The 23,815-nt window shown below is 41.7% G+C and carries 21 protein-coding genes; 13 read left to right on the top strand and 8 right to left on the bottom strand.

The features are described 5' to 3' along the window. Positions 1-128: 128 nt before the first annotated feature. The 6 genes from adeK to sdsA form a co-directional block, all read right to left on the bottom strand. The gene (gene adeK / locus MST17_RS04310; RefSeq protein ID WP_078191396.1) at positions 129-1,583 is read right to left on the bottom strand and encodes a multidrug efflux RND transporter AdeIJK outer membrane channel subunit AdeK; all 1,455 of its coding nucleotides are present in this window, start codon (positions 1,581-1,583) and stop codon (positions 129-131) included. Continuing rightward, a complete protein-coding gene (locus MST17_RS04315) occupies positions 1,583-4,762 on the bottom strand; it encodes an efflux RND transporter permease subunit (RefSeq protein WP_180007567.1) in 3,180 nt (1,059 codons plus the stop codon). The genes adeK and MST17_RS04315 overlap by 1 nt, the downstream gene beginning before the upstream one ends. A 12-nt stretch (positions 4,763-4,774) precedes the next feature. After that, positions 4,775-6,040, bottom strand: coding sequence for an efflux RND transporter periplasmic adaptor subunit (locus MST17_RS04320; protein WP_168378125.1), 1,266 nt, complete (start codon positions 6,038-6,040; stop codon positions 4,775-4,777). 42 nt (positions 6,041-6,082) lie between these two features. Next, on the bottom strand, positions 6,083-6,679 hold the full coding sequence (locus tag MST17_RS04325) for a phosphatase PAP2 family protein (RefSeq protein ID WP_180025810.1): 597 nt from the start codon (positions 6,677-6,679) through the stop codon (positions 6,083-6,085). Positions 6,680-6,831: 152 nt separating this feature from the next. Then, positions 6,832-8,883 carry a site-specific recombinase gene (locus MST17_RS04330; protein WP_180025860.1) on the bottom strand — a complete coding sequence of 684 codons (2,052 nt, stop codon included), beginning with the start codon at positions 8,881-8,883 and terminating at the stop codon, positions 6,832-6,834. A gap of 31 nt (positions 8,884-8,914) precedes the next feature. Next, complete coding sequence (gene sdsA, locus MST17_RS04335) at positions 8,915-9,892, bottom strand: All-trans-nonaprenyl-diphosphate synthase (protein ID WP_180025809.1); 978 nt, start codon at positions 9,890-9,892, stop codon at positions 8,915-8,917. Positions 9,893-10,351: 459 nt separating this feature from the next. Here sdsA and rplU point away from each other — a divergent pair, with 459 nt between their 5' ends. The 10 genes from rplU to MST17_RS04390 all read left to right on the top strand — a co-directional run bounded on the left by rplU (position 10,352) and on the right by MST17_RS04390 (position 18,759). Continuing rightward, positions 10,352-10,663 (top strand): 50S ribosomal protein L21, encoded by a 312-nt coding sequence (gene rplU / locus MST17_RS04340; RefSeq protein ID WP_078191390.1) that lies wholly within the window; start codon positions 10,352-10,354, stop codon positions 10,661-10,663. 19 nt (positions 10,664-10,682) lie between these two features. Beyond that, a complete protein-coding gene (gene rpmA, locus MST17_RS04345; RefSeq protein WP_067764378.1) occupies positions 10,683-10,937 on the top strand; it encodes a 50S ribosomal protein L27 in 255 nt (84 codons plus the stop codon). 445 nt (positions 10,938-11,382) lie between these two features. Continuing rightward, complete coding sequence (locus tag MST17_RS04355; protein WP_306669409.1) at positions 11,383-12,324, top strand: hypothetical protein; 942 nt, start codon at positions 11,383-11,385, stop codon at positions 12,322-12,324. Positions 12,325-12,336: 12 nt separating this feature from the next. Further along, the gene (locus MST17_RS04360) at positions 12,337-12,600 is read left to right on the top strand and encodes a YadA-like family protein (protein WP_180025786.1); all 264 of its coding nucleotides are present in this window, start codon (positions 12,337-12,339) and stop codon (positions 12,598-12,600) included. 232 nt (positions 12,601-12,832) lie between these two features. After that, positions 12,833-13,528, top strand: a complete 696-nt coding sequence (gene lolA / locus MST17_RS04365) for an outer membrane lipoprotein chaperone LolA (RefSeq protein WP_111885313.1) — start codon at positions 12,833-12,835, stop codon at positions 13,526-13,528. Positions 13,529-13,689: 161 nt separating this feature from the next. Continuing rightward, a complete protein-coding gene (locus MST17_RS04370; protein WP_180025808.1) occupies positions 13,690-14,481 on the top strand; it encodes an RsiV family protein in 792 nt (263 codons plus the stop codon). 117 nt (positions 14,482-14,598) lie between these two features. Then, a complete protein-coding gene (gene serS / locus MST17_RS04375; RefSeq protein WP_180007573.1) occupies positions 14,599-15,870 on the top strand; it encodes a serine--tRNA ligase in 1,272 nt (423 codons plus the stop codon). A 73-nt stretch (positions 15,871-15,943) separates the two neighbouring features. Further along, positions 15,944-17,344, top strand: coding sequence for a siroheme synthase CysG (gene cysG, locus MST17_RS04380; RefSeq protein ID WP_180025807.1), 1,401 nt, complete (start codon positions 15,944-15,946; stop codon positions 17,342-17,344). Positions 17,345-17,610: 266 nt separating this feature from the next. Further along, positions 17,611-18,090: a tRNA (cytidine(34)-2'-O)-methyltransferase gene (locus tag MST17_RS04385; protein ID WP_180025806.1), complete on the top strand. Its 480-nt coding sequence runs from the start codon at positions 17,611-17,613 to the stop codon at positions 18,088-18,090. A 168-nt stretch (positions 18,091-18,258) separates the two neighbouring features. Then, on the top strand, positions 18,259-18,759 hold the full coding sequence (locus MST17_RS04390; RefSeq protein WP_218949159.1) for a hypothetical protein: 501 nt from the start codon (positions 18,259-18,261) through the stop codon (positions 18,757-18,759). Positions 18,760-18,851: 92 nt separating this feature from the next. Here the strand turns inward: MST17_RS04390 and MST17_RS04395 are convergent, their stop codons facing one another. After that, positions 18,852-20,465, bottom strand: coding sequence for a PT dipeptide repeat lipoprotein (locus tag MST17_RS04395; protein ID WP_180025805.1), 1,614 nt, complete (start codon positions 20,463-20,465; stop codon positions 18,852-18,854). A gap of 70 nt (positions 20,466-20,535) precedes the next feature. Beyond that, positions 20,536-20,931, bottom strand: a complete 396-nt coding sequence (locus MST17_RS04400) for a hypothetical protein (RefSeq protein WP_078192198.1) — start codon at positions 20,929-20,931, stop codon at positions 20,536-20,538. Positions 20,932-21,083: 152 nt separating this feature from the next. On the opposite strand from MST17_RS04400, the gene MST17_RS04405 reads away from it, so the two are divergent. From MST17_RS04405 to MST17_RS04415, 3 genes are all read left to right on the top strand, one after another. After that, the gene (locus MST17_RS04405; protein ID WP_180025804.1) at positions 21,084-22,280 is read left to right on the top strand and encodes a cupin-like domain-containing protein; all 1,197 of its coding nucleotides are present in this window, start codon (positions 21,084-21,086) and stop codon (positions 22,278-22,280) included. A gap of 66 nt (positions 22,281-22,346) precedes the next feature. Then, positions 22,347-23,159, top strand: coding sequence for a DUF6502 family protein (locus MST17_RS04410; protein ID WP_180025803.1), 813 nt, complete (start codon positions 22,347-22,349; stop codon positions 23,157-23,159). Beyond that, positions 23,137-23,775, top strand: a complete 639-nt coding sequence (locus MST17_RS04415; protein ID WP_180025802.1) for a hypothetical protein — start codon at positions 23,137-23,139, stop codon at positions 23,773-23,775. Before MST17_RS04410 ends, MST17_RS04415 begins: the two co-directional genes overlap by 23 nt. Positions 23,776-23,815 lie beyond the last annotated feature (40 nt).

Raw genomic sequence — 23,815 nt, forward strand, 5'->3', positions numbered from 1 at the left:
GTGAATTGAAGATAGGAAACTCTTCAGCAAAAAGCAATATGTTCATTTTTATTTTGAAGTTTCGATCTAAAAATGAAAAAGCCCACCGAAGTGAGCTTTTCAAATATTACTGGCTAGGCTAAATCAAATTATTGTTTTGACGCAGCTTTACGCTCAGCAGTAGACGGTTGGTATTGCACAGCATCAGAAGTGTTGGCTTTGATACCACCACCAAGTGTTTTATACAATTCAACTTGGTTGTTGAGATTTGCTTGTTCAAGCAACAACAAACCTTGCTCAGCTGCATAAGATGCACGCTGCGCATCCAGTACAGTTAGGTAGCTATCAATACCAGCACGGAAGCGAGCATTTGATAGTTTGTAGGTTGTATTGGTTGCATCAACTAAACGGCGCTGTGCTGCAATACGGTCACCAATGTTTTGACGAACTGCAAGCGCATCATTCACTTCACGGAAAGCAGACTGAACTGATTTTTCATAATCAGACAATGCAATTTTCTGATCAGTTTCAGAAACTTTAATATTGGCCTGACGTGTACCCCAGTCGAAGATTGGAATATCTAGGCTCGGGCCAGCAGACCATACAAAGTTGCCTGATTTAAATAGATCACCTAAGTCCGTTGAAGCATAACCCGCAGAACCTGTCAGGCTAATAGTAGGGAACAGACGTGCTTTAGCTGCACCAATGTTCGCACCAGCAGCAGAAAGTTTGTATTCAGCTGCGCGGACATCTGGACGATTGTTCAACAAGTCACTTGGAATACCTGAACCAATGGTATTGGTCGAAGTAATTCGATTGACACGTTGGTTCGGCAGCAAGTTCGCAGGCACTTGTTGACCCACTAATAGGTTCAATAAGTTTTGTGCTTGAGCAATTTGAGTCTTGTAGTTCGCAACATCATTACGTGCAGTTTCTACAGAAATTTGAGCCTGACGAACAGGAACTTCACTGTCGATACCGACATCAAAACGCTTTTTGTTGAGATTATAAGATTCAAGCTGAGCCTTTAAGGTTTGATCCGCAAGCTTCAAGTTTGAGTTGGCATACGCATAGTTTAACCATGCTTGAGCCACTTGACCCACGAGCGCAATTTGCGTTGCATCACGGGCACTTGCAGTTGCAAGGTAACTATCTAAGGCGTTGTCTTTTAAACTACGTACACGACCCCAAAAATCAAGTTCATAGGCAGTGACACCTAAACCGACATTGTAAGAAGTTACAGGCTTTTGCGTATTCAACGTGTCTTGACGAAGTACGCTACCACTTGCACCAATGGTTGGTAATTGACCATTGGCAGTGATTTGATACTGTTGTTGTGCACGTTCAATATTTAAAGCAGCCGTACGTAGGTCACGGTTATTGGCTAAAGCTAAGTCAAGAACTTGTACCAGACGTTGGTCAGCAAAGAAATCTTTATATCCTTGCTCAGCCACAGAAGTGCCAGAAGCACTTGCTGTGTAGCTTTCGGGGATATTGGTCTGAACAACCGGCTCTGGACCACGCATGCTTTGGCAGGCAGCCAAAGCAAGCGCAAGTGAAGAAACCGCAATGCTACGACCTGCAATAGACCATACATTTTGCATCACGATAAATGCTCCTGATTATTTTGTTGTTTTGGTTTGTACTTAAAGATACTTCGGATCCATACGTAGAACACAGGAATAAAGAAGATACCAAGTAGGGTAGAACTGATTACGCCACCCAATACACCATAACCTACAGAGTGCTGACTACCTGCACCTGCACCCGAAGAAAGGGCAAGCGGAAGTACACCAAAACCAAAGGCTAAAGTGGTCATGATAATTGGACGTAGACGCATTTTAGCGGCATGCAAAGTTGCGTCAAACAGATCTTCACCTTTTTCTTGAAGTTCTTTGGCGAATTCTACGATCAAGATCGCATTCTTCGCGGACAAACCAATGACGGCAATAATAGCCACCTGGAAGTAAATGTTATTCGCCAAGTTTGGATTTTTGAAGAACACCATTCCAAGGAAAGTCAGTAATAACGCACCCAATACACCTAATGGTACAACCAGTAATACTGAGAACGGAATAGACCAGCTTTCATACAAGGCAGCAAGACATAGGAAGACGATTAACAATGAAAGTGCGTATAGGAATGGTGCTTGTGCGCCAGACTCACGTTCTTCTAGAGATAAACCAGTCCATTCATAGTCAAAGCCTTGAACGCCCATCGAAGGAAGTTTTTGTACAATTTCTTCCATCGCTTTCATCGCGTCGCCCGAACTTACACCCACACCCGGTGAACCTTGAATGTTCACAGATGCGATACCGTTATAACGTTCAAGACGTGGTGAGCCATAAGTCCATTCGCCAGTAGCGAAGGTCGAGAATGGAACCATTGTGCCTTGGTTGTTACGAACATACCACTGGCTCAGGTCTTCAGGCATCATACGTGCCGCAGCTTCACCCTGTACATAGACTTTCTTCACACGACCACGGTCAACGAAGTCGTTGATGTAAGAACCACCCCATGCCATACCCATTGTGGTATTGATTTCAGAGATGCTGACACCCATAGCACCGGCTTGAGCTTGGTCAATCGTGATTTTGTACTGTGGCGTATCTTCTTGACCGTTAGGACGAACACCCATGAGGCGTTTATCTTGAGCAGCCATACCGAGCACCATATTACGGGCATCGATAAGTTGTTGATGGGTTTGACCTGCAGAAGCTTTTAACTGCAAGTTGAAGCCAGCAGTTACACCCAATTCTGGCATTGCTGGTAATTGGATTGGCATGATGTATGAAGCATCCTTCACGATCATGTTCAATGCCATACCACGTTGAATAATCGCACCTACTTGAGATTCAGGTGATGTACGGTCTTCCCAATCTTTTAACTTGACGAAAGCAAGACCTGCGTTTTGACCCACACCTGTGAACGAGAAGCCGGCAACACTGAATACAGACTCGACATATTTTTCTTCGTTTTTCAGGAAGTAATCGGTCATTGCAGTGACAGTTTTATCCGTACGCTCAAGTGAGGCATTCGGTGGTAACTGTACCAGTGTCATTACAACACCTTGGTCTTCTTCAGGTAAGAATGATGATGGTAACTTTTGGAATAAAAGCACTAATAAGCCGATTACAACTGCATAAATCACACCAGAGAAAATCTTGTGGTGTGTCATGAAGTTCACGCCGCCTTGGTATTTATGCGCAACTTTATCAAAAGAGCTGTTAAACCAACGGAAGAAACGGGCAAAGATATTGTTGCTTTCAGGTTTGTTTGGATCATGTTGTTTCAACATGGTCGCACATAGGGCAGGGGTAAAGGTCAATGCCACAATCAATGACAGAATCATTGCTGTTACCAGCGTGATTGAGAACTGACGATAAATTACACCTGTCGTACCACCGAAGAATGCCATCGGCACGAATACAGCGGTTAACACAGAGGTAATACCGATGAGGGCACCCGAGATCTGTTTCATTGAGATTTCAGTTGCAGTCACTGGGTCAAGATGATCTTCAACCATGACACGTTCAACGTTCTCTACGACAACAATTGCATCATCCACGAGGAGACCAATCGCCAGTACCATCGCGAACATGGTGAGAGTGTTGATAGAGAAACCAAACATGTTAATGACAGCAAAAGTACCCAATACCACTACAGGTACAGCCAATGTCGGAATAATCGTTGCGCGCCAGTTCTGTAAGAACAAGAACATCACAAAGAATACGAGAATCACGGCTTCTACAAGGGTATGTACAACACTTTCAATCGATAACTTAATGAATGGAGTCGTATCAAATGCAAGCGTGTCTTCTAAACCTTCAGGGTAGTTTGGACGTAGTTCTTTTAAACGTGCTTCAACAGCTTCGGCTGTGTCTAATGCGTTTGCACCAGTTGCTAGTTTGATCGCTACACCACCAGCAGGTTTGTTGTTGAACTTAGAGTCAAACTGATAGTTGTCTGCACCTAATTCAACACGTGCAACATCACCTAAACGTACTTGAGCACCATTGATACTATTACGCAGGAAAATATTTTTGAATTGATCAGGCGTTTGCAACAAACTTTGTGCTGTAACTGTCGCGTTCAGCACTTGACCTTCAGTTGCAGGCGCACCACCTAACTGACCAACAGCAACCTGAGCATTCTGTGTACGGATAGCCGCAGCCACATCACTCGGTGTAACTTGTAGGTTTGCCATTTTGGCTGGATCTAGCCAAATACGCATCGCATAAGAGCCACCAAATACTTGGACTTCACCTACACCTGCCACACGGCTGAGAGGTTCAGAAATATTCGAGTTTACATAGTCCTTAATGTCGTCCGCAGTCAACTTACCCGATGGTGAGTGGAATGCTACAACTTGTAGGAAGCTTGCGCCAGATTTGGTGACTTTTACACCTTGACGCTGTACATCTTCAGGTAATAACGCTGTCGCAGACTGGAGTTTGTTTTGGACTTGAACTTGGGCGATATCTGGATCGATCCCTTGTTCAAAGTTCAATGTAATAGATGCCTGACCGTTACCCGCACTGTTTGACGAAATATAACGTAAGCCATCCAAACCATTCATTTGTTGTTCAATGATTTGGGTTACGGTGTTTTCAACTGTTTCTGCAGACGCACCTGGGTAAGTCGCAGAGATTGAAACCGTTGGCGGCGCAATGGTCGGATACTGTGCAATTGGCATATTAGATAGCGTGAGTACACCCGCTAGCATAATTACCAATGCAATCACCCACGCAAAAATGGGGCGATGAATAAAGAATTGAGCCATTCAGTCTACTCCTTATGCGTTTGAAGTAGCTTTTTGTTCAGTTTTAGGCGCTGCTTGTTCTGTTGCTTTACCTTGTTCTTTTGCTGCAGCAGGTTGTTGAGCACCTTGAGGTGCAGCAGCCTGAGGTTGATACGGTTTGGCTACAACTTGTTGCTCTGGCTTAACTTTCGCAATACCGTCAACAATCACTTTATCGCCAGTATTCAAGCCTTGAGTCACGATCCAATTCGAACCTTGTGTACCAACAGTGGTTACAGGGCGAGATTCAACAGCACCTTTTGCATTCACAATCATTGCCATTGCTTGACCTGTAGGGGTACGTGTAATAGCAGCTTGTGGAATGAGGTAAGCGTTTGGAATCACACCCTGAACGATGCGAGCATTGGCAAACATACCCGGAAGCAATAAATGGTTCGGGTTAGAGAACACAGCACGAAGGGTAACCGTACCTGTATCAGGGTTCACACTTGCATCAGAGAATGCAAGACGACCTTCAATTGGGTATTCGCTACCATCTTCAAGACGTAATTTCACTTTGGTGTTATTACTGCTGTCTAAGTTGCCTTTGCTTAACTGTTGGCGTAGACGAAGAAGTTCAGCACTTGATTGGTTAATGTCAACGTACATTGGATCAAGACGTTGAATTGTTACCAATGGATCAGCCTGAGATGCAGTAACTAAAGCACCCGCTGTCACTGTTGAACGGTTGGTTTGACCTGAAATTGGCGCACGTACAGTTGAGTAACCTAAGTTAATTTCTGCATTTTTAAGTTCTGCCTGAGATGCAGCAACATCTGCTTCAGCCAGTTTAACTTGAGCAACAATATCGTCGTATTCTTGTTTAGAAATCGCATTTGAGCCAACAAGCTGACGGTAACGACCTTCTTTAACACGTAACACGTTTAGGTTTGCTTGTTGACGTGTTAAAGCAGCACGAGCACTGTCAGCTGAAGCACGGTTTGTACGCGAGTCGATCTCGTACAAGGCTTGTCCTTCGCGAACATAACTGCCTTCTGCAAATAGACGTTTCAGTACTACACCACTGGTTTGTGGACGTACTTCTGAAATTTCATAGGCAGATGTACGGCCGGAAAGTTCAACAGATTGTTCAACGCTTTGCGGTTGGGCAACAATGACACCGACTTCAGTTGGTGGCATTTGCTGTGCAGCAGCAGCTTGCTGTGCATCTTTAGGATCTTTGCTACAACCAACAAGTGCAATACTTGTTGCCAATGCGCAAGCAGTCAGGGCGGGAGCCCAAAGCTTTGCAGACATCATTGTTCCACCTCAATTAGATATTTATCTAAATTATTCATTTGTTTACGCTTTACTGATTTTGATGTAACTCAAATAAAGTAGCGCGATCCAAATAAAACTTATGCTCCAACCGGATAAGACATCTGTCGGAAAATGAACCCCAACATATACTCGCGAAACACCCATACACAGCATCCATAACAATGCCAAAATGGTGATCAAGCGATGTTGAGCATGTTGTCGGTAAATCAAGATCATAAGACACGCAAGCGATGCAGCATAACAACTGTGTGCGCTTGGGAATGAACTCCCGTAAGACGCTACAAGATAGTACATTTCTGGGGGACGCGGTCTGGTGAACGTAAATTTAAGCAACCATGCAAGGCCGATACTTCCAAAGATCCCTATACTGATAAAAACAATCTCTGTATATTTTTTATACCACGCAAAGTGTAAACACCATAGCGTGGTGAAAAATAATACAAAAGGCATGCCCCCTAGCGCGGAAAGTCCGATGGCAATTTGATTAAAAACAGCAATACGGTGCTGACTCATCCATTCCACGATACTTAAATCTAATAGATTTAAATAGCTAGAATAAAGCGACAACACACTGATAATTAATGCAAAAAAACCAACAAACAGTAGCGTTCGTGGCATATTTTATTCCTTGTCATTTTAACCGGTTTGAGCTCGGTTAATTAATGGACTAAAGTGTACTCATCAGTACACTTTATTTCAAGTCTGTGTAAATCATACTGATTTTATTTTTTGTGTTCATTTACATCTTACTAAAATAAAACACAAATCTGCTAATGATTGTTCTTACTGGCTTGTGTGCCATCTTCAACTTCAAGTGGGGTTTTCGGTGGCCAGAAAAAATCACTTGGTCGCGTTAGAAAATGAGTCATCACCAGTTTAGCCAGTGGTTTCCATTGTTCAAATCTTACGCGACGTGCCCGTAGTGCCACAATAATGGTTAACGTGAAACTGACGAATAAGTTAGTCAGACCGATCAGAATAACCCCTAAGAATGACACAATGATTAAGCCAATGTCTGGTGAACCATTAATATTGATGAGGCCTTGAATGAAGTTGGCCGAGGCGAAGGCGATATGGCGAATATCTAAAGGTAAACCAAAAATAAATCCAATCGTACCCATACTGCCCAGCATGATCCCGAATAAGAAGTTACCTGCCAAAGCACCTAAGTTTCGCTCAATGTAAGCGGCAAGCTTATCCAGTCTCTCTTGACCCATGATGCGTTTTAACTTTGGATGTGCTTGAATCCGTGGTCCAACTTTGCGATAGATCGCCATGTTGTCAAAGTACCCAGCAAGCAAACCTGATAAAAACAAACATACTCCAGCTATCGCAGCATGTGGCACAGCCAGTGAGGTAAATGGATTGAGGTCGTGTAAGGTTTTAGCTGCTTTTGCATGATTCATTAATGGCTCATGTAAAGCCATGTCCCAACTTAATGCGATCAATGCTGCAACAGGAATCGCAATACTGATGTTGCCTAAGATTGCAATAAACTGGGTTCGAATGATGTTAATAATTAGCGCGGCAAGTTCGGCAATCTGCGCCATTTTCGAGCCTTTACGATGCTGAACCGTCGAGGCAAGGGCGGCAGCTGTCATCGCAGGCTGTTTAGTGGCAACAGTAAAATGTAAGACATGAATCAGCATAAAGCCGAAAGAGTAGTTCAGACTATATGAAATGGCTTGCATGAGCGGTGCCATGCTGACACGGGCCATCAGCACTTTTAAAGTTGCCATACATGCAATGATCACACCGGCACCTGCCGCAGATCGGTACATGCTCATAAAGCCTTGTTTGTCCGTACTTACATAGTGTTCGCCAGTTTTACTTGCGTTTTCGGTGACTTGTAGGGCAACCAATTCACTATTGGTGGCGAGCAAATCGCGCACACTGCGCTCGCTATAAATCGCTGACGTCACATCACTGAGTAAACTACCCATAGATACATAGCGGACATCATCTTCTTCAACAATCAGGTTGAGTAAGATTTCTAAGCGATCTAAACACTGTTCTAAAAGCGACAATAAGTAAGTCAGGCTGACACTTACACCAATTCGTTTGGTCGCACGCCGAATTTTCAGCACCACATCACGACATTGTTCCAGCATTACCAACGCTTGAGAAGCATCTGGCGGTAGCACAGCACTCATTTCTTCAGCACTTTGATGCAGCTTTTTATACTGCTGAATAAAATCGTTTATTTCGCGGTTTTGCACCAAAAAAGGTGATTCATATTCGGTCAGTTCAGGTTGTGCATTAATAAATTCAGGATATAAGCCAATACCACTTACCCGATAGGACAAAACGGTAATGGCTTTAATTAACTCACGGCGAATTTTCTTTTTTTCTTCCTGATTGCTATGACCTTGATTAAATAGTCGAAAGAGCTGCATCCATTGCTGATCATCAATACTGTCCAGCCAATATTTGTCGCTATGACGATAAAAAACTCGACGGACTAAATCTTGTAATTGAGTTTCGTCATTGATCAGAGGAAGAAAATGTGCGCCAAGCCGTTGGAACAGTTGTCCCCAGAAACCATCGAGAGACAAAATACCCGTGTCCGCATATAAACTGGTTTGTTTATATCGGCTAATGAGCTTTAGGACAAAACTTTGCAGGGTAGAGGCTGCATCTGGCGTGATGAGTAAAGCTTGGATGAAAGCCTGAAATTTTTTCTTAATTTCGTCGGTATTTTTTGTATCTTCTGGTCGAATTCGGTTGATCAATTCGATCAGCAGGTTTTCATCCAGCACAGCCCGAGGGGTATCGAGCTGTTGCTGCATGGTCAAAAAGATATCATTGAGTTTTATATGCATAGGCAAGGGGAATTACGATGAATATTGTTAATTATTGAATTCGGTGTAATGCCAAGTTTGCGAGGTTGATTAAAGCTTGACGATATTCAGTATCTGGTAGCGCTGCTAAAGCGGCTAGTGCTGCCTCAGTTTCTTCAGTCGCTCGTTGGCTACAATAATCAAGTGCCCCAGAGCTTTGTACAATCTGAATAACATGCTCTAAATCTGCCGTACCGCCTGTGGCAATACTGCGGCGAATAATGTCATGTTCTTCGCCAGTGGTATTCTTTAAGGCAGAGATTAAAGGTAAAGTTGGTTTACCTTCCATCAAATCATCGCCAATATTTTTACCTAATGTTTCAGCATCTGAGGTGTAATCTAAAATATCGTCAATAATTTGAAAGGCATTTCCAAAGTGTCCGGCAAATTTTCTAAGCGGTTCACGGTACTCTGGTGTACCCGTCAAAATCGCGGCACCTTCGGTGGCCAACTCAAATAAACGTGATGTTTTACCGTGAATAATATCTAAATAAGTTTGTTCAGTAGTTTCGGGTTGGTGCTGTGATTGAAGTTGTAAAACTTCACCTTCAGCAATTTCACAGGTACCCGTTGAAAAGTCTTTGAGTAATACCTTGCTGTCTAGATCCACCAATAAATCAAAAGCTCGTGAAATTAGAAAATCCCCCACTAGTACGGCAGTTTGATTATTCCATGTCGCATTTGCGGTTGGGCGACCACGGCGTAATCCCGATTCATCAACTACGTCGTCATGAACCAAGGTTGCGGTATGTAGCATTTCTATAATTGCTGCAAGTTTACGGTGTTTTTCTAAATCTTCTGCGCCACATGCCTTTGCTGCAAGTAAACACATAATTGGACGCATGCGTTTACCGCCTGCTTCAACCACATGTTTACTGACTGCCATGACCAAGGCAACTTTAGACGTGATCCCTTCATTAATAAATTTGTCCATCGCAGCAAAGTCAGTGGCAACAGGCGCGAGAATATCTTGCTTAAAGTCGATGGTCATATGAAGAGAAACCTCAATAATTTTTGAATTACAGACGTAGTGTAGCAATTTGTTATATGAATAACAGATAAGAACTTACTCAATTGACTTAATCTTAAGTGATTTTTTTCATCAAGCGGAAGTATTGTACTTATTTTTTAACAGACTTTTATCTTTAGCATGTTGTTTGAACAGCATGATGTTGATGTAAGTCCAGTGTATATTAGCGAATTGTTGCTAAAAATCTATGTCAAACCTTGCCAAAAGCATGATAAGTGAAATAGAGCACTCATTTTAATGGTTTTAATGACACTGTTTATATAATAAACGCATACTCATCTAATATTTTACGGAAATGACTTGTTGTTTTTCGGGTTATCCCTTAAAATCTTTGCCTTTGCGAAACCCCAGTGACGATCGTTTTAAGATCGGTATATCCCTTTACCGGCACGACAACACGGGCATGTTTGGAGTACTTAAATGTACGCAGTAATCCAAAGCGGTGGTAAACAACACCGTGTAGTTGAGGGTGAAACCCTTAAAGTAGAATTATTGAAAGCTGAAACTGGCTCAACTGTTACTTTTGATGACGTGTTGATGCTTGTTAACGGTGACAGCATTCAAATTGGTGCACCAGTAGTAGCTGGCGCTAAAGTAACTGCTGAAGTAGTTAGCCATGGTCGTCACGACAAAATCCGCATCATCAAAATGCGTCGTCGTAAACACTATCGTAAACAACAAGGTCACCGTCAATGGTTCACTGAGTTGAAAATTACAGCTATTTCAGGCTAATTACGAGGAGTAAGTAGACATGGCAACTAAAAAAGCCGGTGGTTCGACTAAAAACGGTCGTGACTCGAACCCAAAAATGTTGGGTGTTAAAATCTACGGCGGTCAATCTGTGACTGCTGGTAACATCATCGTTCGTCAACGTGGTACTGAATTCCACGCTGGTGTAAATGTAGGTATGGGCCGTGACCATACTTTATTTGCAACTGCTGACGGCGTTGTGAAATTCGAAGTGAAAGGCCAATTCGGTCGTCGCTACGTATCTGTTGAAGCGTAAGCTCGAATAGAAAAAAGACCCGCATTTTTGCGGGTTTTTTTTCGTCTGAATAAAATGTGAGGTATTTTTTAGATTGTTACAAGTGAGCTACAAATCAATAAATTCACAATAAATAGTGATTTGAATCACAAAAAATAAAGAGCGTAATAGAGGAGTACAAATACAAAAAAAGGATAAGGACATGAATAAAATATTGAATACAGTTTTTATCGGTGCTGACTATCAGAAAAGGAATTGTCCTGATAAAAGCCAACAAATTGCATTTTAAAAGACACTACAACTTGGTGAAACAACTTCAATCGCTATTAAAGCTGTACCAAAATTACTTGCTGTGAGTATTTTACTTTCTCTAGGCTCAATTGCATGGGCTGGTGGGAGTGGCTCGTCATATCCTGAGCATACTTGTAATCGTTGCAATAGTGGTATTCCTGGGCCAGTAGGGTCAATGGGACCTCAAGATCCTGCTGGTGAGACAGGAGCAACAGGTGCACAGGGTGAGACTGGAGCTAAAGGTGACAAAGGCGCTACAGGTGCAACCGGAGCTAAGGGTGACAAAGGTGATACTGGCGCAGTAGGCGCTACAGGTGCAACCGGAGCTAAGGGTGACAAAGGTGATACTGGAGCAACAGGCGCTACAGGTGCTACTGGTAAAGATGGACTCAATGGCCGAGACGGCATCGATGGTAAGGATGGGTTGAACGGTCTGAATGGCAGCAATGGTCTAGATGGTGCAAGTGCTTATCAAGTTGCGGTGAGCAATGGTTATGAAGGCAATGAGGACCAATGGCTAGAAAGTCTACATGGTGTAGTTGGCGCACAAGGGCTAACAGGTGAAAATGGTTTCAGTGCGTATGAACTTGCGATAAAAAATGGATTTGTCGGTACTGAAGTTGAATGGTTGTTGAGCTTAAAAGAAACAGATCCGTACATTAAAATTCAATCAAACGTTGCCAATACAGCACCTAAACCAACTGCGAATGGACAAGATGCGATTGCAGTTGGTGCAGGTAATAAAGCTGATGGTAATCAGTCTATTGCCCTCGGTGTAAACAATACAGTCAGTGGTGATGGATCTGGTGCATTAGGTACCAATAATACAGTCACTGGTAATAATACCTATGTGGTTGGTAACAATATCAACACCTCTGCAAATAATGCTGTTGTACTTGGCAATGGTTCAAGCTCTGACCGCAATAATACGGTTTCCGTTGGCTCGGCTGGTGCAGAGCAGCAAATTATCCATGTGGCAGCTGGTACGGCAGACACCGATGCGGTAAACGTGAAACAAATGCGTCAAGCAGATCTAGAAGTGTTAAATAGTTCAAAAGCATATACAGATCAGCATGGGGCAAATGTACTTAATCAAGCCAATAGTTATACCAATTAACGTGTGAATGAATTGAACCATAATTTCAATAAATTTAAAGATAATGTTTACGGTGCTGTTGCTTCAAGTATTGCAATCGCCTCCTTACCTCAACCCACAGATGCAGGTTACAACATGTTCAGTGCAGGTATGGGGACTTGGGACGGTGAACAAGGCTATGCTCTTGGCTTCAGTGGTGTCACTGAAAACAAAAAATATGTGTATAAAATTGGGGTAACCAGCAACTCTGAAAGTGACTTTGGTGCAGGAGCTGCTATTGGGTGGCAATGGAAATAACTGAAAATTGGAATGTTGAAATTGCTAAATCATGGTTTAATTATTTGAAAGGCATTTGAGTCAAATCAAGTGCCTTTTTACTTTATATTTCTCCATCATGATGAATAAAAAACAGCAATTTGCATTAATAACCATACAAAACTTCTTATTTTCTCTAAATTTAGTCAATGAAAGTGGTTTAAGATGGAGCCATCTAACAAATTGCGTTGATGCAAATATAAAAGGTGAATCTATGAAAATGCTTCGTAAAACCATCTGTGCTATGGCATTAGGTGCAGCGACACTGGCACCGGTTATGAGTACGACAGTATTCGCGGCACCAGTTGCAGCGTCGGAGCAGCAGGCAACTGCCAATTTGGTGAAACAATTATCGGGTATTAAAAGTTTTACTGCTAACTTTCAGCAAACTACAAAAGTGACCAACCCGAAAGCAACTCAAAAGAAAGGTTTAAGTGCTCAGCATATGAACCAGACTTTTACTGGGGTCATGAAAGTTCAGCGTCCGGGTAAATTCTATTGGGAAACAACCAGCCCATCTAAGCAAACCATTGCGACTACAGGTAAAACGGTTTGGATCTATGACCCAGACCTACAACAAGCGGTACGCCAAAGCTTAGATGACCAAGTTGCGAATACGCCTGCATTATTATTGTCAGGTAATACAGCTCAAATCATGAAGTCTTATCGTATTACACAGCCGAATAAGACCAAAACCTATTACACCTTATATCCAAAAAGTGATGATGGCGTGTTTCAAAGCTTAACCATTAGTTTTGGTGCGAAAAATGCGCCGACCTTAATGATTCTCCAAGACTCATTAGGTCAAACAACCCATGTACGTTTCAATAATGTGAAGGTCAATGCGTCTATTCCAGCATCAACTTTTAACTTTGTACCTCCAAAAGGTACGGACATTATTGATCAATAATTCTCATGAACGAAAAAAAGCAGACATCGGTCTGCTTTTTTTATGAAGAAATGTAAAGGACGCAAGCTGAATTTAAGTGAAATTTAGTAGTATGCTGATATTCACAGTTTGCTTAAATGAAGTAACTTGTGGTTTTGATTGTTGCTATAGGGAATTTTGGGATGAAAAAAAATCATATGAATAATATAGCTTGGGCTGTTTCAGCTGTGGTTTTAGTCGGGTCATTAACGGCCTGCCATCCTCGAAATGAACCTGTTGAAGGTGCAACGACGGAACAGAAGCCAGCGGTCGTCGCTGATGCGATTCCACTTATTCAATCTAAATCTGTTGAGATGCAATTACCAAAAGCTCAAGCTTGCGATGCGGAAGGTTGTACCCAATATAGGATTCAAACAGTTGAAACCAATGTTGATTGGATTAATCAATATTTTACTGATCGGATTAAAAAAGCAGACCCGATTGCATTTTCAACTGAGCCGAATCAAAAAATCGATTTATCAGACAAGACGGATGTAGGCCTAAGTCAAAGTACCACTTCTGTTCGATATATTAGTCAGTGGGGACATATCGCAACTTTTGCAATCGAAAGCTATACCTACGCAGCGCATGCGGCTCATGGCATGTCGCATGTTGAATATGTCAATTTTGATTTAAAAGCCAAAAAACGTTTGGCTTTACAAGATGTCTTGGTCAAAGGTGCAGACGCGAAAGTGATTAGCGCACTTTTTGATGCCAACTATATGTGGTTGGATAGTCACGATATTGAACGTTCAAAACTACAGTTAAGCGATAATTTTTATTATGGCGCGAACGGGATCGTATTTGCTTATCCATTGTATGAATTGGCGAGCTACGCAGAGGGCATGCCTGAGCTAAAACTTCCATATTTTATGGCTAAAGGGCTATTTAAACCTGAATATTTACCAAGTTTGCCAAATTACGAAACCAAATAAGACAATTTGAAGCAAGATTATTGGTCTAATAAGGGGCACCTGTAAGCTCGGTCACTGTATTTTTAAGTGTTAAGAGCTTACACTATAGCCAGTTTTTTTCTTTACTTAAGATTGGCTATGATCGACCCGAAATTACTCAGAAATAATATTGAGGCTGTAAACTTAGCCTTAGCAAAACGTGGTGTTCAACTTAACGTAGCAGAGTGGGCAGACCTTGAAGCTCGCCGTAAGGAAATTCAGTCTAAAACTGAGTCGTTACAAGCTGAACGTAATGCTGGTGCAAAACAAGTTGGTCAAATTAAAAAAGCTGGCGGTGATGCATCTGAAATCATGGCACGTATGTCTGCTATTGGTGATGAAATTAAAGCCGCAGAAGTTGCACTTTCTGAGCTTCAGGCTGAACTTGAAGCCAAATCTTTATCGATTCCAAATTTACCTCATGAGTCTGTGCCAGAAGGCAAAGACGAAAATGACAATGTTGAAGTTCTAAAGTGGGGTACACCACGTCAGTTTGATTTTGAGATCAAAGACCATACTGACTTGGGTGAAATGATGGGCGGTTTAGAATTTGAAACCGCAACCAAATTGACAGGTACTCGTTTTAGCGTACTCAAAGGCCCATTGGCGCGTTTACAGCGTGCAATTACCCAATTTATGTTAAATACACATACCTTGGAAAATGGCTATACAGAAGCGTATGTACCTTATTTAGTTAATGCAGATTCTTTACGTGGTACAGGCCAATTGCCTAAATTTGAAGAGGATTTATTCAAACTTCAAGGCGAAAAAGAATACTACCTGATCCCGACTGCAGAAGTGCCTGTAACCAACTTCGTGCGTGATGAAATCATTGACCCAGAACGTCTACCTTTAAAATATGCAGCACATACGCCATGTTTCCGTAGCGAAGCGGGTTCGTATGGCCGTGATACACGTGGTTTGATCCGTCAACACCAATTTGACAAAGTAGAAATGGTTCAGATTGTAAAACCTGAAACTTCGATGGATGCTTTGGAAGAATTAACGGGTCATGCCGAAGGTATTCTTCAAGCATTAGGCTTACCATACCGTAAAGTCGTTCTGTGTGGCGGAGACATGGGCTTTGGTGCAATCAAAACTTATGATTTAGAAGTTTGGGTGCCAAGTCAAAATACCTACCGTGAAATTTCATCTTGCTCATGCATGGGTGACTTCCAAGCACGCCGTATGAAAGCGCGTTACCGTGCTGACCAAAAGAAAACTGAGTTTGTACACACGCTGAATGGTTCAGGTTTGGCAGTTGGTCGTACTTTACTTGCCGTGATGGAAAACTATCAACGTGCAGACGGTTCAATTGAAATTCCAGCAGTACTTCGTCCATATATGGGCGGTGCTGAATTTATCGATTAATAGTCGATAAAGTGCATACATTTGTGCACAAAAATTGCTTAAGACAATCAGATTTAAACTATTGAGGTCGTGTGTGGATATCTTTCCAATCTCTTTGAAGTTGCAGCAGCAACCTTGTCTGATTGTTGGCGGTGGTCGAATTGCATATCGAAAGGCTGTGCTGCTTGCAAAAGCGGGCGCACAGCTGACAGTTTGCTCACCTGAAATTGAAGATGATTTATTGAGCTTGGTTAATAAAACCCAAGGTCAATATCTCAACTCGATTTATCACGAATCGGTTTATCAAGAAAATGCCATTGCGCTGCGTCAGTTTCGTTTAGTGATTGCAGCAACCAATGACAAAGCTGTCAATCAGGCGGTATTTGAAGCCTGCGAAGCTGAAAATGTCTTGGTTAATAGTGTCGATGATCCGCCGCATTGCCGTTTTATGGTTCCTGCGATAATTGACCGTTCTCCGCTGGTCATCTCTGTTGCATCTAATGGCACATCGCCAGTGCTTTCACGCCAAATCCGCACCCAGTTAGAAAGCTCAATTCCACATGGCATGGGCAAACTGGCTGAGTTCTCAGGCCAATGGCGCGCAGCTGTTAAAGCCAAAATCGTCAATCCAGATGAACGCCGTATTTTTTGGGAAGATTTGTATGCAAGTCCGCTCAAAGAGCAAGTATTCAATGACAATTTGACTGAAGCCAATCGTTTGATTGAACAGGCCTTATTGGAATGGAAACAGCCGAAAGGTGAGGTGTATTTGGTTGGGGCAGGGCCGGGTGATCCTGAACTGTTGACCTTAAAAGCTCTGCGTTTAATGCAGCAAGCGGATGTGGTGATCTATGACCGTTTGGTTTCTCAGCCGATTATGGACCTCTGCCGCCGCGATGCCGAAAAAATCTATGTAGGTAAAGCAAGATCCAATCATGCTGTTCCGCAAGAAGGCATCAATGCCTTACTGGTGAAATATGCCATTGAGGGAAAACGCGTCTGCCGCTTAAAAGGTGGAGATCCGTTCATCTTTGGCCGCGGCGGTGAAGAAATTCAGGAACTCTTTGCGGCAGGCGTTGCCTTCCAAGTCGTTCCGGGAATTACTGCTGCCTCTGGATGTTCGGCTTATGCAGGGATTCCTTTAACGCATCGAGATTATGCGCAAAGTGTACGCTTCTTGACAGGACATCTCAAAGAAGGTTCACCGGAGCTACCTTGGAATGAGTTGGTTTATCAAAATCAAACGCTCGTGCTGTATATGGGCTTGGTCGGTCTAGAAAAAATTTGTGAGAAACTCATCGCGCACGGGCAGCGTCCAGATATGCCTGTCGCATTGGTTTCTAAAGGGACGACACCTGAACAAAAAGTCGTGGTTGGGACATTGGCAGATATTGCATCTAAAGTCAGTGAATACCAAATTCAGGCGCCTACATTGACCATTATTGGTGATGTGGTGAGTCTGCGTGAACAACTTCAATGGCATGAGCGAGGATAAGCAACGCAACGCGTTGCCCGAGCGCAAGGTGAAGGCTATGCCTGAGCAAAGAGGATAAGCAAGCTGCTGAATTGTCCACGTGCAAGGCGAAGGCTATGCCTGAGCAAAGAGAATAAGCAAGTTATTGTATTGTCCAATTGCAATGCGAAAGCTAAGCAATGTAGATAAGCAAGCGCTTGTTGTACCATCTAAACTTATGCTACAGCTATAGAAACTATAGCCTGAGCTTTAAGCCATTATTTAACTAAAGAGTAGAGAAAAAAACTGTGATCCATGTTGTTTTATACGAGCCAGAAATTCCTGCAAATACAGGGAATATCATTCGTTTATGTGCCAATACTGGAGCGCAGTTGCATTTGGTCAAGCCATTAGGTTTTGAGCTGGATGATAAAAAACTCCGCCGCGCCGGTTTGGATTATCATGAATGGGCACACATGAAAGTGTGGGAAAACTTTGAAGAATGCCTTGCGGGCTTAAAAGCGCAAGGTATTGACATGGATGCCATTTATCCATTAACCACCAAAGGTTTTGAAACACCGCATACCTCTAATTTAAATCGTCCTGTGGCACTGTTGATGGGGCCTGAAACACGTGGTTTGCCGGAAGATGTCCGTATGATGTTCCCAAAAGAACATTGGATTCGCCTCCCGATGGCACCAAATTCGCGTAGTTTAAACTTGTCTAATGCTACTGCTGTGATTTTATATGAAGCTTGGCGTCAGCAAGACTTTAAAGAATTGGTCTAAGTGTGATCTGTTCAAAAAGCCGCTCTATCGAGCGGTTTTTTATTGGGAGTGAACACAGTGAACCGTTTACAGCAATGAAGTTTTGTAAAATAAGGGCTTAAAAACTTCAGCATCAATATAAAAATGTGTATAAGAACACTGTGAAGAAATAAAACGGGTACTTAAAACTTGAAATCTATAAATTTAAAAGCTTTTGGTGTCGTGATTGCGACCGGATTCATTTCATCAATGAGTTGGGCTAATCCAACCGTATCGAACACAACAGAACAGACACCAGTGACCGTCACTGCAACTACAGAAAATGTTCCAGTTGTACCGAAGGTTGAGGTGATTAAGCCTTTTACTAAAGCTGAAATCCAGCAGGGTATGCTGGAAATGCAGCAAAGGCAAAATCAGCGTATTGAGGAATGGGGAAAAACACTAAAAGCCGACGATTTTGAGAGGTCTTGGTATGGTGGTCGCCAATTGAAAAAAGCAAAGCGTCAGGAAGTATGTGGGCTATATCAAGACTTAGTCAATGAAACATACAGCTTGGCTCAAAAAAATAAAGCGCGTCTTAGCCCTGCCGATCAGCAGTTAGTAGCAGATCGAAATCAATTTATTCAAAGCTTAGGTTATGAAAATAATATCGTTGATACCAAGATGGGTTTTAATTGCCGCTTAAAATAAGTGATTTTTATCACTGCTTTGATTTATGTGAATGATCCATGTCCTTGATGTAAAAAATAAAGGACATGGAAAAGCTCGAGATACCTCATGAATTAATCAATTAAATTAAAGTCACTCAGTTCTGTTTGTAGATGTTTTGGATTATTTGCAAATAGAAGTTGACCACTGGTGTATAACCAACCCAATTGACCTTGCTGCTGAAGACGTTTCAGTAAGACGTCGTTAAATGTCGACGTTGCAAAGACAGTTTCACTAAAGACTTTAAACTCACCGACATTAGTGTTTTCACTGTCTTTCATAAACAGCATGCCGTTTTTGGTGGTTGAACTCATATCTAAAGCACGGCTGACTAAGCGGTAACCGTCTTTAGCTTGCTCATCGATCATCTCCTGTAATTTTATGCTGCGCTCTACACTATTGCTGCCGGTTGGGTAAGTTTTATAGCGATAGCTGTAAGTGCCATGGTGTGCGCTGCTATTTATACAGGTTGCAACTTTAGGACTATTTTGTTTGCCGTTCAGAATTTCAGGACGAAAACCTGTGTAATAGCTTTTGAATTGAATAATACGGCAGCCTTGGGCACCCAGTGTATTGAGCATAGTTTCCAGTTGCACTGGGTCTACGAGCGGGGAAACATAGCCGCTGTCGTAAGTATATGTCGCGGTATCATTTTCCTTTTTAATGAAATAATCTTTGAAATTCAGGGCATTGGTTGGTCTGACGCTATGCAGGTATTGATAGCCTGATTTGCCTTTTTCATTTAACTGATTACGCCATGTAAAATATATGTCAGCGATAGAGGGTGCTGTACGGTCTGCAACAATATGATTGAAACGCGTATTTTCATTGGCAAGTTTCATGTAGCTATTAACATTACCATTGTCCAAAGTTTTAGAATCATAGCCAATTAACTTATAACCACTTTGTCCCATTGTATTGAGCTGAGCCAAGAAGTTTACTGTGTCGGTGGTATTAATAAAATTCTCAGACTTAAAGTCCGCAGCTGTGATTTTGGTTTTCGGTTTTAAATTGGTGAAGAATTCATTGGAATTTTTTGTATAGCAGCGGCTGTCCTTGAGTGGGTCAGTAATTAGTCCGCGTTGCATGATGATATAGCTTGGATTTGAAATCGTCGCGTTAATTACACAGAAAGAATGATTATTTAAAAAAGTTAAAACGCGTTTGCTCGTCGCGCCACCTCTGACTGGTTGAAACTTAATCGAATGATATTCAAAGTTATTTAGTGTTGCAGCCGGCTGTATTTCACTCATGACCATGTCATGAAGTAATTGATAGCGTTTGGAAATAAATTCACCGCTGCAAGTTTTACTTGAACTATTGTGTACCGCATATTTTAGTTCTTCGTTCAGTGAACTGACTGAATTTTCACTAGTTTTATGAATTGAAATTTGTGGCAAATCACAATTACTGTTACCGAGGGCAGAGTTCCCTTGAATCCATTCTCCTGTGAATTTATCCGCTACAGTTGTTGGCGTTGGCGTTGGCGTTGGCGTTGGCGTTGGCGTTGGTGTAGGTGTAGGTGTAGGTGTAGGTGTTGGTGTTGGTGTTGGTGTTGGTGTAGGTGTAGGTGTAGGTGTAGGTGTAGGTGTAGGTGTCGCGCCACCATCATTGGAGCTTGATCCACCACAGCCCACCAATGTCGTAAATACAGCAGCGATAATGCTGATTTTGTGATTATTATTCATGACTAGTGCTCAATAGAGTGAAGTTGTTATGTATGGCTGATGCCGTTGTATACACTTTTAAAATCTAGATTTATTGCACAAGGTGTGACTCAATCCAGCCATTGCCATGTTCTGTAGTGACTTCTATCAAACCTGTTTTAGTCATGTTTCCCGCAAAAATAATGTCTGCATTTTTTGACAGTTTATTAATGACTTGGCTCGATTTATCGGCAGTTTGATAAAGCGGTAGATTATTAATTTTAGGTCTGAGTTGCTGTCCCATGCTGAAACCATTTGCAGCATAATTTGAGTTAGTCGTGGCCCGACTGCCTGTCCATTCTTTTGCGGTATTCGATACTTCTTTGGATGTTTCATTAAATTGATTCAGCGTATTTCTTAAATCACGCATGGTATCGGCAAAACCTGCATATACCGGTATTGAAGCTAAAGACAGACTGCTAACGATGACTAAATGACGAATTTTCATGAACTTTCTCCTTTACTTTGTTATGTCATTCCGCGTGATATTTGACGGATTCATAACATTCGCGGTGTTTAAATAATTTTAAAATGCGAAAATTTAGCATTTTAAAAATAGATCATTTATACTTCACTTGTAAAGAGGGTGGAGTGGTGAAAATGAATGTAGAAAGCCAGAGTGAACATCTAAAGCAAAGTAAAAATTGGTATCAGTCCTTACCGACGGAATGGCAAAATTGGTTGAATGAAAATATTGAAAATGGTTGCGATGTACAGAAAATAAGTCTAATTTTACAATCACATGGATTAAGCCCAAGGGTGGATCAATACTTATTTTCTGAAGATGAACAACTTTCAGAACAGCTGCAAAATGAACTTTTGGACTACAGTCTTGAGGGCTTAGAGACAGTTGAAATTTTAGAAAAAATTAAGCAAAAAAATATTTCAAATCATTTGATCATTCAGTTTTTAAAGCATGTAAACAATAACGTAATTTTTAAAAAACTGAAGCAACTACAGCAACAGCAGAATAAACAGCGCTGGTTATTACAGGTGATGGGTCAATTGAATCAATTGAACGACCACAGTCCATCCACAATCGATTGCATAGAAACACCTGATTTTGCAACATTTCTAGAGCAGTATTATAGCCAGATGCGGCCGGTCATTTTAAAAGGTGGGATACAACATTGGCCTGCATTGCATAAATGGAGTCCTAAATATTTTGCACAGCATTTTGAAAATGAGTTGGTTGAAGTCCAGATGCATCGTGAGCAGTATCAAGATTTTGAAAAAAAATCGGTACAGTTGAAACGCATTATTTTGATGCAAGATTTTGTCGCACAAATCAAAGCCACTAAGCGTAGCAATGACATTTATTTAACTGCGAATAACGCCGCTCAAAATAAGCAGTTCATGCAAAAGATAAGTGAGGATCTAGGTGACTTCGCCAAAGGTTATTGTCAAAAAGAGATCAAAGATCGACATTTTTTATGGTTTGGCCCTGCAGGCACATTTACACCACTGCATTATGACTTAACCAATAATATGTTGGCACAAATCTATGGACGTAAAAAAGTGACTTTGATTCCTGCATGGCAAATGCCGTATATGTATAACGATCATTGGGTATTCAGTCAGGTTTCAGACGTCGCAAAGGCTGATCTAGTAGCCTATCCACTGTTAGAAAATGTGACACCGTTCGAGTGCATTTTGCAACCAGGGGAAACCTTATTTATCCCAATTGGTTGGTGGCATAGTGTTGAAAGTTTAGATATCTCGATCAGTGTTTCTTTTACGCATTTTAATGTAAATAATCATTTTTTTACTGAATATCCTCAAGATCTCATCAGATAAAAATTGTGAAGTAGATTAAACAATGCGAAAATTTCACTTATGCAGTCTAATTTTCATGGCAATTCAATGAGCAAACTTCTCACTAATGAGGCAGATCAAAATTTACAGCAAGTATTGGTGCTGATGAATGAGCTGAGCCAATGGCTGATTCGCTCAGGTGTGGGATATACCGAGTTTACTGCTGCATTGAAACCGGTTTTTTTCCAACAAGCTGTACAAGAGTTAGAGCGTATCGATCAAAAACCGACGATTTCCGCGATCAGTTTACTTTCTGGCCTACACCGTAAAGACGTGACTGCTTATAAAGAAGTGATTTCTGAAGGTAAGGATTTGACCGAAGCGACTGTTTCGGAGCCGATTAGTGTGCCATCACGTGTGATGGGTTTGTGGCTTGCAGAAGGTTGGGGGGATTCTTTACCATTTAGCAGTGAGTCAGAAAATAGCTTTGAAATGCTGGTGAAACGTATCTCCACCGAGCGCCATCCACGTTCGGTACTCAATGAGCTTGTTCGTTTGGAAATTGCCACTGAAAAAGATGGACAGGTGTATTTACAACAACGTCGTTTTATTCCAGATCCTTCGCAGTTAGAAGCACGTAAAATTTTAACACGAAATGTTCAAGCGCATTTAGAAGCGGGTTTGCATAATTTATTGAATCCTGATGAAATACCTTACTTAGAACAAGCCATTTGTGCTGACGAATTAACAGAAGAATCGATTAATAAATTACATGAAATGAGCTTAGAGCTTTGGCAGAAATACTCACTACAACTTTTAAAACTTGCCGCGGAGCGTTGCGCAATGGATGACGGGAATCCTGAAGCAAATCGTGCATTTCGCTTTGGAGTTTATCAACATGATGCGAAAATTAAATTTTAAAATACTGACACTTTGCAGCCTGATGTCCATATTGTCAGGCTGTGAAATTGATTTTTTTTCGAGCGGCGGGGTAACGATCGAAGGCACAGGTGATCCAATCATTGATATCGGTCATGCAGGGGATGGCCGCGGAACAATTATCTTGGGGACACGATATTTAGAGTTTTCAGCTTCCGTGCAGGATTCTTGTTATGGCGTGGAACGTAAATTAGCCTTCCTCAATCCATTTGATCGTCAGTCGATTGACACAAAAACGTATGTAGAAATACCTGCTGCCCAAGCGGATCTTAATTCGCAAAATGTTCAATTGATCTTAAAAAATACCAATAGCGTACCAGTCACCATTCATTTGCAATGTGATATGCCATTAACCATGCAATTATTCGAGCAGGTTAGACCATATTTTCCAAAACAAGTATGTGATACACCTATAGATATCAAACTCTATCCACAACAACAGCATATATTTGAAGCAGCTGTAAATTTAGAGACTGTTGAAGATGGTATATGGTCACACGGTGATGGAGCATCGGTTGAATTAAAAGGCAATACACCAGACAAGTGTGAAGAAATTTCAATTCAATTTCAGCAATCTAGAAAATTCATACAACCTTAATTGGTATATTTAAAACAAAAAAGGCGCTTTAAGCGCCTTT

Source organism: Acinetobacter sp. YH16056_T (genome assembly GCF_024605895.1).
Taxonomy (GTDB): domain Bacteria; phylum Pseudomonadota; class Gammaproteobacteria; order Pseudomonadales; family Moraxellaceae; genus Acinetobacter; species Acinetobacter amyesii.

Bases quoted from the DNA above. Each gene is read 5' to 3' on its own strand.
- rplU (WP_078191390.1), top strand. From the start codon at position 10,352: ATGTACGCAGTAATCCAAAGCGGTGGTAAACAACACCGTGTAGTTGAG.
- MST17_RS04405 (WP_180025804.1), top strand. From the start codon at position 21,084: ATGAATGTAGAAAGCCAGAGTGAACATCTAAAGCAAAGTAAAAATTGG.
- sdsA (WP_180025809.1), bottom strand. From the start codon at position 9,892: ATGACCATCGACTTTAAGCAAGATATTCTCGCGCCTGTTGCCACTGAC.
- MST17_RS04410 (WP_180025803.1), top strand. From the start codon at position 22,347: ATGAGCAAACTTCTCACTAATGAGGCAGATCAAAATTTACAGCAAGTA.
- MST17_RS04355 (WP_306669409.1), top strand. From the start codon at position 11,383: ATGGGACCTCAAGATCCTGCTGGTGAGACAGGAGCAACAGGTGCACAG.
- MST17_RS04320 (WP_168378125.1), bottom strand. From the start codon at position 6,040: ATGATGTCTGCAAAGCTTTGGGCTCCCGCCCTGACTGCTTGCGCATTG.
- MST17_RS04370 (WP_180025808.1), top strand. From the start codon at position 13,690: ATGAAAAAAAATCATATGAATAATATAGCTTGGGCTGTTTCAGCTGTG.
- MST17_RS04395 (WP_180025805.1), bottom strand. From the start codon at position 20,465: ATGAATAATAATCACAAAATCAGCATTATCGCTGCTGTATTTACGACA.
- serS (WP_180007573.1), top strand. From the start codon at position 14,599: ATGATCGACCCGAAATTACTCAGAAATAATATTGAGGCTGTAAACTTA.
- MST17_RS04415 (WP_180025802.1), top strand. From the start codon at position 23,137: ATGATGCGAAAATTAAATTTTAAAATACTGACACTTTGCAGCCTGATG.
- lolA (WP_111885313.1), top strand. From the start codon at position 12,833: ATGAAAATGCTTCGTAAAACCATCTGTGCTATGGCATTAGGTGCAGCG.
- MST17_RS04315 (WP_180007567.1), bottom strand. From the start codon at position 4,762: ATGGCTCAATTCTTTATTCATCGCCCCATTTTTGCGTGGGTGATTGCA.
- MST17_RS04325 (WP_180025810.1), bottom strand. From the start codon at position 6,679: ATGCCACGAACGCTACTGTTTGTTGGTTTTTTTGCATTAATTATCAGT.
- adeK (WP_078191396.1), bottom strand. From the start codon at position 1,583: ATGCAAAATGTATGGTCTATTGCAGGTCGTAGCATTGCGGTTTCTTCA.
- rpmA (WP_067764378.1), top strand. From the start codon at position 10,683: ATGGCAACTAAAAAAGCCGGTGGTTCGACTAAAAACGGTCGTGACTCG.
- MST17_RS04400 (WP_078192198.1), bottom strand. From the start codon at position 20,931: ATGAAAATTCGTCATTTAGTCATCGTTAGCAGTCTGTCTTTAGCTTCA.
- MST17_RS04330 (WP_180025860.1), bottom strand. From the start codon at position 8,883: ATGCATATAAAACTCAATGATATCTTTTTGACCATGCAGCAACAGCTC.